General features: G+C 34.4%; 12 protein-coding genes and 2 pseudogenes. 13 read left to right on the top strand and 1 reads right to left on the bottom strand.

The features are described 5' to 3' along the window. Positions 1-23: 23 nt before the first annotated feature. The 11 genes and pseudogenes from AC6CHV_RS02550 to AC6CHV_RS02500 form a co-directional block, all read left to right on the top strand. The gene (locus AC6CHV_RS02550; RefSeq protein ID WP_498078030.1) at positions 24-1,616 is read left to right on the top strand and encodes an AMP-binding protein; all 1,593 of its coding nucleotides are present in this window, start codon (positions 24-26) and stop codon (positions 1,614-1,616) included. Between the two features lie 56 nt (positions 1,617-1,672). Beyond that, a complete protein-coding gene (locus tag AC6CHV_RS02545; protein ID WP_498078029.1) occupies positions 1,673-2,851 on the top strand; it encodes a thiolase C-terminal domain-containing protein in 1,179 nt (392 codons plus the stop codon). 64 nt (positions 2,852-2,915) lie between these two features. Next, positions 2,916-3,136, top strand: a pseudogene (locus tag AC6CHV_RS02540) (GIY-YIG nuclease family protein); the annotation flags it as partial. Positions 3,137-3,376: 240 nt separating this feature from the next. Further along, entirely contained in the window at positions 3,377-4,573 is a 1,197-nt protein-coding gene (locus AC6CHV_RS02535) for a DUF6361 family protein (protein ID WP_498078028.1), read from the top strand. Position 4,574: 1 nt separating this feature from the next. Next, positions 4,575-6,347: a phospholipase D family protein gene (locus tag AC6CHV_RS02530; RefSeq protein ID WP_498078027.1), complete on the top strand. Its 1,773-nt coding sequence runs from the start codon at positions 4,575-4,577 to the stop codon at positions 6,345-6,347. Between the two features lie 5 nt (positions 6,348-6,352). Then, positions 6,353-9,619: a helicase-related protein gene (locus AC6CHV_RS02525; RefSeq protein WP_498078026.1), complete on the top strand. Its 3,267-nt coding sequence runs from the start codon at positions 6,353-6,355 to the stop codon at positions 9,617-9,619. 509 nt (positions 9,620-10,128) lie between these two features. Continuing rightward, positions 10,129-10,452 (top strand): nucleoside triphosphate pyrophosphohydrolase, encoded by a 324-nt coding sequence (locus tag AC6CHV_RS02520; RefSeq protein WP_498078025.1) that lies wholly within the window; start codon positions 10,129-10,131, stop codon positions 10,450-10,452. A gap of 29 nt (positions 10,453-10,481) precedes the next feature. Continuing rightward, a complete protein-coding gene (locus tag AC6CHV_RS02515) occupies positions 10,482-11,468 on the top strand; it encodes an HNH endonuclease domain-containing protein (protein WP_498078024.1) in 987 nt (328 codons plus the stop codon). Positions 11,469-11,545: 77 nt separating this feature from the next. Then, positions 11,546-11,974, top strand: a complete 429-nt coding sequence (locus AC6CHV_RS02510; protein WP_498078023.1) for a DUF6884 domain-containing protein — start codon at positions 11,546-11,548, stop codon at positions 11,972-11,974. A gap of 13 nt (positions 11,975-11,987) precedes the next feature. Continuing rightward, complete coding sequence (locus AC6CHV_RS02505) at positions 11,988-12,851, top strand: GIY-YIG nuclease family protein (RefSeq protein ID WP_498078022.1); 864 nt, start codon at positions 11,988-11,990, stop codon at positions 12,849-12,851. A 178-nt stretch (positions 12,852-13,029) separates the two neighbouring features. Further along, positions 13,030-13,167, top strand: a pseudogene (locus AC6CHV_RS02500) (IS110 family transposase); the annotation flags it as partial. A gap of 321 nt (positions 13,168-13,488) precedes the next feature. On the opposite strand, the gene AC6CHV_RS02495 reads toward AC6CHV_RS02500, so the two are convergent. After that, a complete protein-coding gene (locus tag AC6CHV_RS02495) occupies positions 13,489-15,303 on the bottom strand; it encodes a GmrSD restriction endonuclease domain-containing protein (RefSeq protein ID WP_498078021.1) in 1,815 nt (604 codons plus the stop codon). 1,485 nt (positions 15,304-16,788) lie between these two features. Between AC6CHV_RS02495 and AC6CHV_RS02490 the strand changes: the two genes are divergently transcribed. Together AC6CHV_RS02490 and AC6CHV_RS02485 are read left to right on the top strand one after the other, a co-directional pair. After that, positions 16,789-17,334 carry a hypothetical protein gene (locus AC6CHV_RS02490; RefSeq protein WP_498078020.1) on the top strand — a complete coding sequence of 182 codons (546 nt, stop codon included), beginning with the start codon at positions 16,789-16,791 and terminating at the stop codon, positions 17,332-17,334. Continuing rightward, positions 17,235-17,618, top strand: coding sequence for a DnaD domain protein (locus tag AC6CHV_RS02485; RefSeq protein ID WP_498078177.1), 384 nt, complete (start codon positions 17,235-17,237; stop codon positions 17,616-17,618). Before AC6CHV_RS02490 ends, AC6CHV_RS02485 begins: the two co-directional genes overlap by 100 nt. Positions 17,619-17,711: the final 93 nt, after the last annotated feature.

Below are 17,711 nucleotides of genomic sequence, written 5' to 3'. Positions count from 1 at the left end.
AAAAATACAAATGGAGGATATCAATGAGTAGTTTAATAGTAATTAATGAAATACTAAGAAAATACGCAGACGAATGTCCATTCAAAATTGGTTTTAAATTTGAAGAACAACAGTTTACTTATGGAGAAATTAATAGTGTGGTAAACAAACTAGCGCAAGCTTTTATAAATCTAGGTCTTAAAAAAGGCGACAAAGTTGCTATCTTGCTACCTAACTGCCCTGAATTTATTTTTAGCTGGTTTGCTGCTAGTAAAATAGGGGCAATTGAAGTGCCAGTAAATAATGGTTATAAGCGTGAATTTCTTTCCTATATCCTTAATAACAGTCAGGCAAAGGTATTAATAACGGACAATACTTTTATAGAAGAAGTTACAAAAGTTAGCAAGGAACTTTCTTATATTAAACAAATAATAGTGTGCGATGAAGAGGACTTAGAGAATCCAGAATACGTAAATAAAATCCCAATCAAAAATATGAATCGATTAATAAAAAATTCGATGGATATAGAACCAAATGTTAAGGTCAATCCAAGTGACATAGCTGCTTTTATGTATACATCAGGAACAACCGGTCCTTCTAAGGGAGTTATGATGTCTCATCAATATTTATACTATTTGGCAGCCGACAACGTAAAGTATAGAGAAGTAAATGATAATGACATTTTGTACACCTGCCTCCCTTTATTCCATGGAAATGCACAAGGTTTAACAGTACTGCCGGCATTTATTAGCCAGGTGCCGTTAGCTCTAGGTAAACGATTTAGCGCCTCAACCTTTTGGGATGAAATTCGTTTTCATAAGGCGACACAATTTAATTTTATTGGGACGATTCTCTCAATTCTTATGAAGCAACCTTCGTCCCCGAGAGATAGAGATAATCCAATTCGCTTAGCCTTTGGAGCAGGGATTCCAAAAGAGTTATTTGTACCTGCACAGGAAAGATGGGACATTCAGTTTGTTGAAGGTTTTGGTTTAACTGAGAGTGGAATTATAGCCTATAGTTTAAAAGAAAAGCACAAGCCCGGAGCGGTAGGGATGGCCATACCTGAATATGAAGTGAAAATTGTAGATGATCATGACCAAGAATTACCTCCAAATGTAGTCGGAGAAATAATTACGAGACCTAAAAGGCCTCATAGTATGATGGAAGGTTACTTCAACATGCCTGAAAAAACTATAGAGGCTTTCAAGAATCTTTGGTTCCACACAGGAGATTATGGTATGAAGGATGAAGAAGGATTCTTATATTTTGTTGATCGTAAGAAAGATGCACTTCGCCGCAGAGGAGAAAATATCTCTTCTTTTGAAGTAGAAAGAGTCATTAACTCGCATCCGAATGTCTATGAATCAACAGTTATTGGTGTTCCTTCCGATTTGGGAGAAGAAGAAGTAAAGGCATATCTTGTATTTAAGAATAAAGATGAAGTTAGTGGGTTCGATGAAATGATCACATGGATGTCAGAAAGACTTCCATCCTTTATGGTTCCGCGTTATTTAGAATATGTGGAATCTCTACCTAAAACACCGACAGAAAGAGTGGAAAAGTATAAGCTGAAACAGAATGCTTTAAACCCAAATACTTGGGACGCAATGAACTCAAGTCATATAAAAGTATAGTATTTTATTCTTTGAACTTATATGGTTTTAATTGATAGAGTTTGGGGGGATTCAATATGACCAATCAGGTAAATGTTATTGGCGTTAATATGGTGAAGTTTGAAAAGCCTGGCCAAAATGAACCTTATGAAATAATGGCAGCTAAAGCCATTTCTGGTGCACTTAGTGATGCGGGTATTGATATTACAGAAGTTCAGCAGGCGTATGCTAGTTATGTGTATGGAGATAGCACATGTGGCCAAACAGCTTTGTATCGAGTAGGAATGACTGGTATTCCAATTATTAATGTAAACAATAACTGTTCTTCCGGTTCCACAGCTCTTTATTTGGCTCGGCAAGCGGTGGAATCAGGTTCAGCGAATTGTGTTCTTGCATTTGGGTTTGAAGAAATGAAGCCAGGTGCTCTTGGTGAGAATTGGGATGACCGTACCTCACCGTTCCAGTGGGTTTACAATCGATTTAATCAATTGAATAGTGACTTGCCGGATGGGCCGGTGGCTTTAAAAGTATTTGGTGCTGCTGCTTTAGAATACTTAGATAAATACGATGTGAATCCTGAAATTTATGGAAAAGTGGCTGTGAAATCGAGAAAACATGCTGTAAATAATCCGTTTTCATTATTTACTGAAGATATTCAATTAGAGGATGTTATGAAATCACCTAACATATATCCAGGTCTTACAAGATTAATGGCATGCCCTCCTACATGTGGTGCAGCAGCAGTGATAGTGTGCAGTGAATCTTTTGCTAAAAAACATAATATTCACCGAGCAGTAAAAATAGTTGCTCAATCCATGACAACGGATTTGCCTATTAGTATTAATGGAGGTAACCTCCAGTTGGTCGGTTATGAAATGACTGCTCGAGCTGCAAAAGAAGTTTATGAAATGGCCGGCATTGGACCAGAAGATGTCGATGTCATTGAGTTACACGATTGCTTTACTCCAAATGAAGTCATCACCTATGAAGGGCTGGGCCTTTGCGAAGAAGGTGGAGCAGAAAAACTAATAAATGATGGAAATAATACTTATGGAGGAAAATATGTAGTCAATCCATCAGGAGGGCTAATGTCCAAAGGACACCCACTTGGAGCAACGGGTTTAGCTCAATGTACAGAACTTGTATGGCAACTACGTGGCGAAGCAGGTAATCGACAAGTGGAAAACATTCAGACTGCATTGCAGCATAATTTAGGTCTTGGTGGTGCTTGCGTAGTTACATTGTATCAAAATTAATGAACAGGTCCTGCCCTCCAGCGTAGTAAAGGATTAACGTACTGGGGGCCAGAATTTCTAATGAAATGACGAACTTCTCTTTGTAGGGAAAACGAGCAAACTACGTCATAGAAACAAAAAACATTTTGAATATACAGTTTCTCCTATTAAATTGCATAGAGACGAAGTGCATAAAATTGATATTTGTATCGTAGAAGACCCAATGGAACGAGAATTTATGAAACCTATACCATAAATAAATTCCGCTCCAGATATAACGTTGATAAAGTATTTATTAAAAAATAGTGGTGCCAGACCCTAGTGCGGTAGTCATTTGCCGTGAGAGGGGGCTGGCCTTTTTTATTATGTATAGAAGTATTTATAATTCGACGATATTTCTGGGTGTCACTGTGACGGGACTTAATGAAATAATAATTTGTAAAATTATGCTAAAATTAATGATAGGATTATCTAATGATTAGTAACTACGAAAGTTAAAATGGTTTAGTAATAATTAGTTTTTATTAAAATCAGGAGGACAAGTAAATGGTAAATCCTCTTCAAATAGGCTGGATAGATTACTCAAATGAACATCGAAATAAAGTGATGGCTATTCTCGATTTGCTAGCCCAAAAAGGAGCTGTGGATGAGCTTGGTATTGGAATGATTAGAGATGGTTTCGCGGATATGTTCTTTCCTGGAACATCTACCTTACAAACGAGAGCCAAATACTTTTTTGTTGTTCCTTATTTAGTAATGGAGCTAGAAAAAGAATCATTCACAAGTCATAATCAATTCCTAAATAAGCTTTCACAACAAGAACTAGAACTTATAGATATTTTAAAACAAGGCGAGGATTTGGATGGAATTATTGGAGGGAGATCTGGTAAGAAACTTAAAAGAAAGCCATCCAGTATCTATTGGAATGGTCTTAGGAAATTTGAAATATTTAAGTATGAGAATCTTACCCTCGATAACTATGCTAAATCTATTTTTGCAATGAAAAAAAATAAGCAAGCTTTAAAATACTTAGGTGATGAGGAGACAGATGATATTGATGCTGGAAATGAATATTATGGGACATTTTGGCATTGTCTACTACCAGATAGTGATTGGAAAGAAAATCTACAAATAAAACTTACTCGACAAGAAGCAGAGTTTTTGAAGCAAAGGATTATCTTATCTTCTAAAACAGAACATAGTCTTTTTGCTTTCCTCCTACATCAAGATCCAGAAAAACTAAAACTTGTAGAAGGCTTTGAAATGATTGGGGAGTTGTTTGATTTACCTGATCACATTAAACGGATGTACCAGTTAGCAAACAAATTTAATAAATTTATATCCGGAGCCAATATACGATACAATGTCATCCTTTCGAAACAGGAGAATGAGGACGCGATAGAAGAATGGGAGAAATGGCTCAGTAGTTCTTTTGTGAAAAATGAATTTTCTTCATTTCCTTATTTAGAGGTGTTAAGCCTTCTACATATAGATAGAAGAAATATACGATTGAAGAATTTCCTCCGTGAATGGCAAAAGCTTGCAATAGATGGTGACGTGGATGAAATCGATAACCTATTAATTACTAGAGAAGTAGAATTAAAATCAAAGGATCGTGCCAAATTATATAATTCGAAGGCCTTCTCTTATGATGGGAAATGGGTTGGAATAAGGTCCTTAGATTATCGCTTTCGAGTTGCTAAAGGGATAATAAACGATATTTTGGACGGATTGGAGGAGTAGCGTGCTTAAGCCTGATAAAAACAGATTAAACTATAGTGACATATTAAAGCCACCGGTTGATTATGAAGTTGAATTTGCGATTGGGACGACTTATTCACTTGATTTAGAGGCATTAATTGGAGTGCCACTCGCACTAAGTCTAGCAGAAGAAATGAGTCATACAATTCAAGATAATCCGATCTTTATGTTGGAAGGACTAAGAAGGGCATCAGATAAATTTATGATCTTCTGCGAAGCTGGGCAAATAAAGGTCCCTCAGAAAAACAATACAATCTTTGCTTTATTAGAAAACAGTGTAAGTGAAATCGTGTTAGAGAACGATCTCTCCTTCCATCCAAAAGTATGGCTAATTAAATATGTGAATAAAGAAAATCGAGCGTTATATCGACTCCTAGTACTAACTCGAAATTTAACCTTTGACCGCAGTTGGGATATTGCGTTGGCATTGGAGGGGGAAAAGCAAGAGGTTGTGAATCCTAAGTCTAAACCGTTAAAGGACTTTTTTCATCATCTACTTCCTTATGTTTCAGATACGACTAAGGGGGAAGCGATTAAGAATCTCCTATCAGAGTTGGAGTTTGTACATTTTGAACCAGGTGGTCACTTTGTGGATTATGATTTTCTGCCACTTGGGATTGAAGAGTACGGTAAAGACAATACCGAAATTTTCGAAACATATCATGATCTCATTATTATGTCCCCGTTTTTAAGTGGTAGTACGTTAAAAGAGTTGACAGAGAAAAAATTGTCAGACGAGAAGTTCGTACTGATTACAAGAAGAACGGAACTACATAAACTCCAGAGTGATATTCTTGATTATTGTGATATCTATGTGTTAAAAGAAATGATTGTTGAAGGCGAAGGTGTGATTAGCGAAGAAGATGACGAGGATATGGAGATTGCACAGCCCCAGGATATTCATGCGAAATTATATGTGAAGAGTAAATATAATCAACACCATTTTTACATAGGTTCTGCCAATTGTTCTAGGAATGCGTTTCATGGAAATGTAGAATTTCTACTGAAACTAAAATACAAGAAGTATGGGTTTAGAATACAACAATTGCTTGAAGATTTATTTGGGAAAGACGAAGAAGATAATCCATTTGAAAAAATTGAATCACTTCCGGATATTGAAGAAGAAAAGGAAGAAGACTTGCTAGAACAACTACAAAAAGGAATTAAACAACTTTGTAGAAGTGAGTTACAGGCAATTGTTACAGAGACACAAGGTACATATTCGCTAGCTGTCCATAGCAAGGAACTCCCAGGTCCTGTTCGTTTTTTTATTAAACCATTGTTAAGTCAAGTACAGGAGCAATTTTTAGAGGAAACGGTGCTTTTCTCTGATTTGAGTTTGTTAGAACTTGGGGAATTTTACGCTGTAAAGGCTGTAATAGGTGATACCCAAGTAGAAAGAATTATAAAAATCGAAACAGAGGGAATACCAGCTGAAAGAGATAGCGAGATCTATAAAAGTATTATTCGTGATCCAATGACTTTTCTGAGATATGTCGCATTTCTATTAGCAGATGATTTCATACTTGCAGCACTCGAACAGTCTGAAAGAAACAAAAAAGGTGAATTTGCATGGGACTCAGCTTATATGGATGGACCCATTCTATATGAAAATATGTTGAAGACAGTTTCACGTTCTCCTGAAAAACTTAATGATGTGGAATATGTAATCGATATTATTCGTGACGAAGAAATCATCCCAGAAGACTTCGAAAAATTGTATCAAACTTTTAAAAGGGCAAATCAGAATAGGTGAATCAAATGATAAATCTGGAACAGAAAGAAAAGGAAATTCTTTCAGGACTCAAGGATTTCCAAAGAGCCACGGTTGAACGAATTCATTATCTTTTTACCCATAACTATAGCCGTGTACTTGTAGCTGATGAAGTAGGTCTTGGCAAAACATTAATAGCTAAAGGGGTAATTGCCAAGACCGCTCGGTACCATAGGGAAATAGTAGAAGATCCTTTATTTAAGGTTGTGTATGTTTGTTCGAATCAGGGCATTGCTAGCCAGAATTTGAAAAAATTAATGATTGATCAGAATGTACAGGTAGAAAAGGCTTCAAATAATCGGTTATCTATGCAGCACCTTAGAATTTTTGAAGATAAGTATGATCAAGAGCTAAAGGAAAAATATATTCAATTAATTCCTTTAACACCGATGACATCGTTTGAAATGACTACCGGATTTGGGAGTGCAAATGAAAGGGCATTGATGTTTGCTTTCTTAAAAAGACACAAAGAACTTCAAGAACATATTGAAGAGTTAGATTGGTTCATGATGGACAAGGCCAAATCTAGTTGGAACTGGCTAAAGAACTATTTTGAGGATAGAGTCTTGACTGTCGATGAGATAAGTCATGGGGAATACATGGAAACGATTCTCTCACAAATCAAACAAGCATTTGATAACAACCCTACTATTAATCATGAACTTCAAGAAGTTTGTCAACTCATAAAGCAACACAATTATCCTGATGCAAGAGTAAAAGGCTCAAAAAAGGTCATTCTTTTTTTACGAAAAATGATGGCTGAAATCAGTGTGAAGATGATGGAACCAGATTTGGTGATTATGGATGAATTCCAACGATTTTCGGAGTTGATTAATACAGAAAGTGAAAGTGAGACCGCAATTCTTGCAAAGAAATTTTTTAACAGTGGAAACTCATCAAAAAAAGAAGTGAAAACGCTACTGCTCTCGGCGACGCCTTATAAAATGTACTCGACGTTGGAGGAAATCCAGGAGTCTGGTAGCGATGATCATTACAAGGAATTTTTTCAGGTCACAAATTTCTTATTTGAGAAAAAACCAGATCAACAGCAGGAGTTTGAAACAGTGTGGAAAGATTACTCCACTGCATTAAGTGAGTTTACACATCATGATTTAGTTATTTTAAATGCAAAAAAGCAAGAAGCAGAGGAGCAGCTTTATAAAGGAATAGCTCGAACCGAAAGAATGCTTGCAGAAGGCGCAAGTGAATTGATTAAAGGAAGAGTAGAGAAATTAGAGGTTTCTCATGAAGATGTAAGATCCTATATAAATATGGATCAACTGCTTCAAGACGCGGAATTAAATGATAAACTGCCGGTAGAATATGTGAAATCTGCACCATATTTAATGTCTTTTATGGATAAATATAAATTGAAACAGAAAATCTCGCAGTATTTCAACCATCATCCTGACAAAGTGTCCTTAGCAAATAAAGAGGGACTATGGGTTGAGAGAAAAGCCATTGATCATTATAAGCAAATACCTGATGTAAATGCTAGACTATTAAAATTAAAGGAAATTGCGTTGCCTCAAGGGGCAGAGAGATTATTATGGGTTCCGCCATCGCGGCCATACTACGAGTTTGGAGGTAGCTATACTGGACATCAACAATTTTCAAAAGTGTTAGTGTTTTCTGCTTGGGAAATGGTGCCTAGATCAATTGCAACGTTACTTTCTTATGAAGCGGAGCGTTTAACGGTTGGTGAAATGATAAAAAAGATACCTAATAAGAAAAAACGTAAAAGTAAAAAGAATTATCTCTATTCAGCAGAGAGAAGATTCCCACAGCCACGTATTCGCTTTGTCATGAAGGATAACGCACCATCTAATATGAATCATCTGACACTACTCTATCCTTCTCTTTCTTTAGCAAAATTAATTGATCCGGTGGATGTCTTAAATCGGAAAGTAACACTAGCTGAGATAAAAGTGGAGATTACTGAAAAAATCATGGAAATGCTCAATGAGATTCCGGAAGAAGAAAGTTCTAGAATAGATGAACGATGGTATTTTATGGCTCCACTATTATTTGATACAAAGGAACCCGTTATGAAGGATTGGTTCTCTACTGAGCGTTTTATGGAAGTTGATGATCAAGGAGATACGAAAGATGGAGACGATAAAGCATTAACACTTCACTTTAAAGAGTTACGGGAAATATTCTTATCAGAGGAATACTCTACTTTGGGGAAGAAACCAGATGATTTAGTTGAAGTATTGGTGAATATGGCAATAGGTTCTCCGAGCGTTTGTGGTATACGAATGCTAGATCAAGTTGACGCAACATCTTTAACGGATATCGTTATGTTTGCCAAATCAGTACTTAATAGGTTTAATTCTCAGGAAGCAATTGCGATTGTTGATTTGGAGTATTCAACGAAAGATAGAGAACACACCCATTGGAAGAATGTACTTCGATACTGTGTAGATGGAAACTTCCAAGCAATGATCGATGAATATGCTCATATGCTGCTTGAAGAGGGTGGTTTAAAACATAAAGATACGATGGAAAGAAATCAAGAGCTTATTGAGACGATAAAAGAATCGTTAGAGTTTCGAAGTGCCCCATTGCAAGTAGATACTTTCTCTAGTTTCAGGAGAAGAGTGACGACAGGAACAGCTCCATCAGGATTACGTATGCGAACAAGCTATGCTGTTGGTTTTGCTGACAAACGAAATGAAGACAGGGCACATGACAGAAAACAGAGTGTCAGGAGATCTTTCAATTCACCATTCCGTCCATTTGTACTTGCTTCCACCTCGATTGGGCAAGAAGGACTAGATTTCCATTATTATTGTCGTAAAATCGTTCACTGGAACCTACCATCTAATCCGATTGACTTGGAACAAAGGGAAGGTAGAATTAATCGCTATAAATCCTTTGCTATACGTCAAAACATAGCCAAGAAATATGGGAATATTGAATTTGAAAGAGTCATATGGGAAGAGATGTTCGATCAAGCGAATAAAAGTGAGCGTAATGAAAACACCTCTGAACTAGTACCATATTGGACTCTCTCTGAGAATCAGGGTATACAAATAGAAAGAATTGTGCCAATCTACCCATTTAGTAAGGACGGACATAAATATCAACGCTTGATGAAAATACTTCAGCTTTATCGACTAAGCTTAGGACAAGCTAAGCAAGAGGAGCTTTTGGAATATATCTTTCAACATGATGTGGATGAAACAGAGCTCAAGGAGATGTTTATGAATTTGAGTCCTTATTATAGGGAAGAGTTATTCATTGACTGAGCGCGAAGTTTTTATGCAAAATTAAAAAATGTGAGTTATCAACAATTTTAATAGAAAGGTTCTTGAAAGAAGAAGACAGTGCAAACTCTGTTTTCTTCTTTTTTATTATGTATTTTAGGAATATTTGATGGGACTATTTATGCATACTGCTAATTATGAATCAATGGTAATTTTCCTAAATCTTTTAAAGATATCTCTAGAAAAATTGAAGGTCTAGTTTGATAATTTCCTAGGGAAGCGCACTATATGACATATCTCAAAAGAAAGTTGTGAACTTATGTAGTTATTTGTTATTTTTTAGAAAAATAAGTAGAATAACTGTCGAATTACCTATATTAATAAAAAGATATACAACTACAATGTAAAGCATTCCTTAAGAACGAATTAATATATCTTTATATTTATATATATTAGCTAATAATTGAAAGGAGATCGTAGAAAGTACAAATCTTCCGGTTACTCTCTCCATATGCTAAACTGAATTTATATACAAAAAAGGGAGATTCTGTATGCCTGCCTATAACAAACTCGTGCGTGATAAAATACCAGGAATCATAAAAGCCACAGGAAAGAGCTTTCGCACAAGACTATTAAGTGATCAAGAATACATAATTGAGTTACGAAGGAAATTATTAGAAGAGATAGATGAATATGAAGATGCAGGAACAAATGAACAAGCATTAGAGGAGTTAGCCGATGTAATGGAAGTTATTAAAAGCCTTGCCGAAATTCATGGATCGAATATGGATGAAATTGAAAAAATTCGTGTTAAGAAGTTCATAGAGCGGGGAAGCTTCAGGGAGAAGGTATTGTTAATTGATGTTGGGGACTAGTAATTGTTTGAAAGTCAGGGAGGAGACTCATGAGTCATAATCTAAAGGTTGGGGAGCTAAGGGAAGCCTATATAACCGATGAAGATATCTGGAGGATCTTTACCATTGTATTATCGAGCAAATCGGTTAAATCCTCTACCTATAAATACGCACTAATCAAATCACTTATTGAGAACATCTACCAGGTTAACGATGAATTTGAACTAACGTATGATCAACTGGCTTATTCCTTTACAAAGATTTATTGGAACCTAATTGTTCACCATAATTTGAACAATCAAAACAGGGGGAAAACGGCGAGAGTAGTTACCATCATTAAGGAAGAACAGAAAAAACATGCAATCCCCTCTGAAATGATTTTTGATAAAGTCCCAGACTCCATACAAGTGAATATAGTCAAGAAAGTAAAGACCACCATGAAGGAGAATGTATACGGAGCGTTGTATGGTGACACGAGAGGATCATTTTATGCTTTCGAACATAAAAAGGAAATCTTAAAGCTTAATCCAGTAGTTCATAGTTTTATGTTGAATTATCAAAGATTGATTGTATACCTTACAAATTATCATATGGCAGCTATGATTGAAGAACTTAATGAGGTTCCAAGCATCAATTATCTACTTGGAAAGGTTGAAAGTATCGCAAAACGATCATCGCTACGACCCTTTGAAAAGATTTTACTTAATCATTTTGAAGCAGATTGTTTTTATTGTAAAAGGCCACTTTCCGGAAAAAAGAGAGAAACCCACGTCGATCATTTTATACCTTGGTCATTCGTACAATCCGATCATCTTTGGAACCTTGTATTATCTTGTAATAGATGTAATAGTTCAAAAAGTGATAAGCTACCTGAAAAGTATTTCCTAGAAAGCTTGATTGATCGCAACGAGGAGTTATGCGGAAAAAGAGAAATTGCTGATATCAATAACCTAATGATGAATTACAAGCAAAAGAAAATAATCATGCTTTATGATTATTCCATTAAAAATGGATATGATAGAATTTGGTGTCCTTAGGTAGCTGCTCTAATAAATTAATCAGATGGGTCTAAGTAGGTACAAAATAGAATATAGCGAGAGAGTTGATTTTAACAATGCCCCCAAAAATAGCATTAATCAGTTGTACAAAGCAAAAACAAAATTACTCTTGTGAAGCGCAAGAAATGTACAAGCCATCTGTTCTATTTAATAAAATTCATAAATATATTTTGCAATCTCAGTTTGATGATTGGTTTATTTTATCTGCAAAATATGGTTTGTTGCACAAGAATAACATAATTTCACCGTATGATGTAACCTTAAACAATATGAAAGCTGATGAAAGGAAAATGTGGGCCGTAAAAGTATTTAAGGAAATTGAAAAAGAAATTCCAGCTAAGAGTGATATATACTTCTTTGCAGGTGAAAAATACAGACAATATTTACTTCCTCAACTTGAAGAAGCTGAATTTCCTTGCTATGTTCCACTAAAAGGAATGCAAATAGGAGAACAACTTCAGCATCTAAGTAACCTGATAAAATAGAGAAGGTGTAAAAATGAGTAATTCATATTTAGAGATAAACTGGGCAGGATTAGAATGGTCTACATGGTATTCATTTGGAGAAATAATGGATAGAAAAAGTTTATTACCTTCATTACCAGGTATGTATCGTATAAAGCCAGTCGGGCATAGTCACATTATGTACATTGGTCAAACCGGTCGAAACTTGCGTGAAAGAATTACAGGTCTAATAAGAAACACTCTGAATAATCAAATGCCTTATAACGATCCACATACAGCAGCACCTTCATTGTGGGCTTGGATGAATGCGCGAGGGTGGGAATATGAGTGTTCAGTTACTTATGTAGATTTAGCAAGAGAGAACCGGGAAGGTTTAGAATGTTTTCTATTGTGGGATTATCGACAGAAAAAAGGAGAGTCTACTTATTGTAATCATGGGAGATTTCATCAAGATTATATAAAATCGCGCGGAAGTACTAGTAAATTTCGTGGAAGAAGATTGATGGATTCAGAACCTCGCAATACTTCTTGGGGAGAAAGTAGTAGCCCATTACAAATTCTAGGGAATCCTATCTCGTCTACTTATATGGGAATGAAGTGGTCTGGCTTTATTGGTGTGGAAAAGTTGTCACAAGTTCCTAATAAAGCAGGTGTTTATCGTATTAAAGGTTTAGAAACAAATACACTTCTTTATATAGGAGAGTCTCAACGACTAAAGAATCGGTTGCGGGATCATCTAAAAAAAGATTGGAAACAAAGAATTTGTTTTTCCTATTCTATAATTGAAGATGCCAAATTGTATCAGCTAAAAGAAATAGAGAACGACTTAATTGGTGGATATTATTCGATCTATCAAAATGTCCCATACTTTCAGTTTCAGAATTTAAAAGTAACATAAAAAATGTAAAAATTGGCCAAAAAAGAGTATGACGTTGGATGTGACAGATTTAGTGTTCGAAGTTCAAATGGTAGAATTCGGAAAGCTTATTAGACTATAAAGTTCATAACAGTCATGGCTAAACGAGCCAAACTGAATGTTGTATTTTTTTATGGTAGTAGGGGCTATTATGAGCTAAAGATTGCGAGAGTTTTACGACATGAAATGAGAAGAAGGAAAGCAATTTAAGGTAGTGGTAATAGCATGTGTTAATAAACTCTTACATTGGATATTTGCCCATTTAAAAAACAAGACAACTTTCTTAGATATATCATAGAAAGTATATCGAACTAAAAAACAAAAAACCTCCCATAATTAGGCTAACGGAAGGTTTTTTGAATGCACATTTTTAGTATAGCATGTGATATTTTATATTTTAATTGAAAAATATTGACAAACTATTAGCTGGTTTAGTTTAAGTACAAACCTTTGTAAACTCAATTCTTATAGCATAAAAAAGTCCACTCGACTATATAACCAAGTGGACAATTTTTTAACTAAATTATTAGAAACCCAACTAACGCAACGAAACTTATCATCAATAATATGTGTCTAAGATTTTAGGAATGGTGTTTTTGTATATGTTGATTCCTTTACTTTAATTAAAAGAAAATTCTTGAAGAATTAAGTTTGCCAATATCTCTGTTCGAGCATTTATATCTTCAATTGTCCAAGTATCTTTCGATTCAATTGCTTCCCCATTACAAACAATTGACTCATTAATAAAAAGTTTTGTGCGTAACCCAGTATATTCACTTGATTCTTTTGGCTTATAATCGCGTTTTTCTAAGAAACTTTTATCACTCATTTCCGCATTATAAGCAGTGAGAGTTAGGTTACCTAGTTTATGCATATTTTCCTTTTGGAGATTAGATGCCAAATCAATATCCTCTGGTGAAATCATCTCTTTCCAACTATCTTTTAAATTAGTATTTTGAGGGAGAATGTGTTCAAGGGACCACACAGGTTTTCCGTTAGTGTTATACTTATCTAAATTGTCTTCATTCTGCTTATTGAAAAATTGGCCATGTTTACGTTCAAGTTCGATTAATATAAAACGCACTGTCTGTGGAGAAATATCATAAACTGATCCCTTAAGGGAAGAAAGAAACTCCTCGTTACTTGAACTAATTTGACCTAGAGTATCTTTGGTAATTGATAAACTAACTTCATCTAAATTATTTTCATCTTGAAGTAGACGTACTGTTTGAATGGCCTTAGAACGAATATTTGAAGATTTGGGTTTAAGTACAATATTTCTTCTTACATAGAAATTAATAAGATAGTTAAATACAGATTCAACGGTTTTTTCAGAAACTTTTCCTATATATAACTCTTTTAGTAAATAAACCATTAAAGGGTAAACTGGCGATGTTTCGAGTTTGGTTAGTTTAATAATTGCTGTTTTTAACCCTTCCCCATAATCGATTTCTTGATCACTTTTTATTTTAGGTATTATTGTAGAAAATAATTTAGCATTAATAATTAGTTTGTCCATATATGGATAACCGTTATCTTTAAATAGTCTTTCATATTTTCTAAGAGAGGCTCGTTTTGTAATAGAAGAAGTACCTTCACCCTCAAAAGCATCATAATTATTTTGTAAGAATTGTGTTACCGCTGTCGAATTTGGTTCGCCGTCATCATCCGAGAAAATACTAATTAATTTATTCCATTCCTCAAGTGCTTCTTTTTCTGAAAAGTGATGAATAGCTTCACTTAAATAATAAGATTTCAATAGGTCAATAAGGGTTAAAGGTAACCCTTTTGCGTTTAAAGATGTAAATACAGAGAAGGCATCTGTTAAATCGTTAACTGTAATTCTTAATAACTCAACATTGTTTAATTTACTGTAAAATTCATTAATTTTCTGAAAAGTATTTGTGCCATTATTACCTTCTTTTTCTCCAATTAATTCTTGGATAAATTTATATCTTTTACCAAAAGTTCGATTTCCGAACTTCCCTTTTTGTTGGTTATCAAGAACTTGCAAATAGTTTCTAAAAATTTCTGCGTCAGGTTCAAGAAGTTTAATTCTAGGAGTTCCTTTGCCTGTACGTAACTTACGAGCTATATCAGCTTTCAATGAATATATCTGTCCCAATATACGAGGATCTTTATATTTATTTTCTAAGTTTGTTAGTTCTTCATGTATAGCTAGAAAGAAAAGGGCAATTGTTGTTAAACGTTGTTGGCCATCAACCACATCAAAATCAGATGTATTTGTTATACGAGTTACTAACAAGTTACCTATATAATAACCAGCTTCTTCGTTCATAACATCATTATAAAGTTCTTCAATATTGTTATTGTTCCAAGAATAATTACGTTGATAAATTGGAATATTATAAATAGAACTACCTTCGATAGGAAAAATTTCAGAAATTGGTTTAGATTCTGGGTTTATATTCATAATTATATATATCCTCCTTAAAACTATTAGCTTATTCTTTAAAGATATTTAGTTAAAAGCTAGTACCATAAGTAGGTAACAGCATTCAGTATAACTACTTTATTGAATATTTATTCGACTATATTCACTGTTTATTTAGAACTACAGAGGTATCCAATAACTTATTACTTAGAAACTAGCATTATCTTTTAGGAAACTAAAAATATCCAATGTTGTTTAATCTACCACTTTCAAATAATCATCTTCCAGATAATGCGATAGGATATTTGGTTTTTAAAATATCTCATTAGATTCAATTTTAGATTTTCCAACTTTTGTAACTTTAGTATTAAGATCTTTAAATTTCTCACACCTTTTTAACTGCATCATGTTGATTATAACGCCTCATTAATTATCTCCCCTAAAATGATTTTCTTTAACTTAAACAAACTTTAAATAAGATACACATACCTTCCTTTAGTCAATTTTTAAAATGATATGTAAAACCCAACCAACTTCTATAGTCTTAATTAGTTTTAATATACCATACCATATTTATACAATTAGTATAAATACAATATTTACAAAAACTAAGTTGCCAAGAATATAAATCAATAAAAAAACTCATTGCAAAATTTTGGAATTAATTACTTAGTATTTATGAAGTATGTAAATAGTTTTTTATTTTTTAAGTATAAAGAACATAAACAGGGAGATTACAAATACAAGATTAACAGATAAATCAACAACACTTTTACACTTTATGTAATTTGATCAAGTATACCAATGAGTGTTGCAATTGAAAAGAATTAGAAGTTGAGATTGCATAAAAAGTCTATGCAAATAAGAACTTAAAGAAATGTATTATGGTAAGACGTCAAGGAATGAAGAAATTGATCAAAAATTTATGTAAGTGGGAGAAGTGTGGGGAGAACGGAGGAAAAAACACGAAATCTCCAATTGTTCGAAAAAAGATCAGATAATAAATATTTCAATAAAATTATTACCCCCATATAATAAAGATTAACTGCTTATCAGTGATCTTAAATATGGGGTTACTTTTTTTTACAATTTGTAGTTAGGATTGAACGATTTAATATAAGCAAAAAACACCCAACTCTCAAGAGTCAGGTGTCCATTCTTTATTAGATTCATAAGTCGATTCAGCCTTCATGCTTGCTGGCAGCATTTGAATCGAGTCTATGACGCCATCAAGCTACGTTTCAATACGATGCAATACGAACGAACGGCTATGTGCATCTTGCAATATTCAGTTCCGGAACAAATGCAAACGCATTCATATATCAGTATATAAACAAACCCCGTAAATAAAATATCACATAAAGGATGGCAACTAACCATGAACGGAAATTACTACTAAATGATAAACCCTTGCTCATTATCCCCACACTTGCCACTACAATCGGCTTAAATGAAAGTATTATCCTTCAGTAGCGGTATTACTGGATAAAACGAAGCACTAAAATACGAGAGGATCGTAAGTGGGTGTATTTCACTTATGATCAACTTAGAGAGCAAATTCCATATTTATCAAAAAGCACAATTAGAAGATCCATTTTAAAATTAGAAAAAAGCGGCTTAATTACTTCCAACAATTTTAACAAGATGAAAATGGACCACACGAAATGGTACACGATTAAATATGAAAATTTGAATGAACTAGAGTGTTTTGAAAATAACAAACTATATAATGTTGACGGTCAAGCAGAAATTGAGATTTGCTCATCTGCTATAGTGGACGAATCCAAATGTCCAGAAAGAGGAGACGATATGATCAAACTGGACAGCCCATCTGTTCAAAATGAGCAGACGATGGGTTCAAACTGGACAGAGGATGTGCCCACCCTGAATACTGCAATACCAGAGAGTACTACAGAGAATACATCAGAGACTTCTTCTTCAAAACAAGCTAATGACAATGAAAATGCCCCATTTCAATTTTTGAACAAAATGGATTTGGGAAAATCGGAGACTATTATGCCAAAAAAATTAAATTATGGTGTGCTGAATTTTCTAGTGAAATCGTCATAGAAGCTAAGAAACTGGCGTTAGAAAATGGTTCAAACCGCTGGAATTATGTAGAGTCTATACTTTTAGATTGGATTAGCAAAGGATATCGAACAGTAAAGGAAATTCTAGATGCACAACTTGTTTTTAAAGTGCAGAAACAGAAGAAAACCATTGCAAAACCTGTACGAAGTGAACTCGTCCCGGAATGGCTCGATAAGGATAAACAACCTGAGACTCCAGTTTTTGATTTGGATTTTGCTGCGAAGAAAAAGTTGTTTGAGGAAAGACTTAAGGTCCAAGGGTAGAGTATGCCATTGGACAATAATTCTCGGTGGAATATAAATTTTCTCCATAAATATTACTCGAATAGGGTGGACCAAGCCATTCAGTGTTCAGTA

This window comes from Ferdinandcohnia sp. GQ5 (assembly GCF_059759275.1).
Note: the sequence above shows the minus strand (reverse complement) of the source record. Positions and strands in the feature narration are given on the sequence as shown.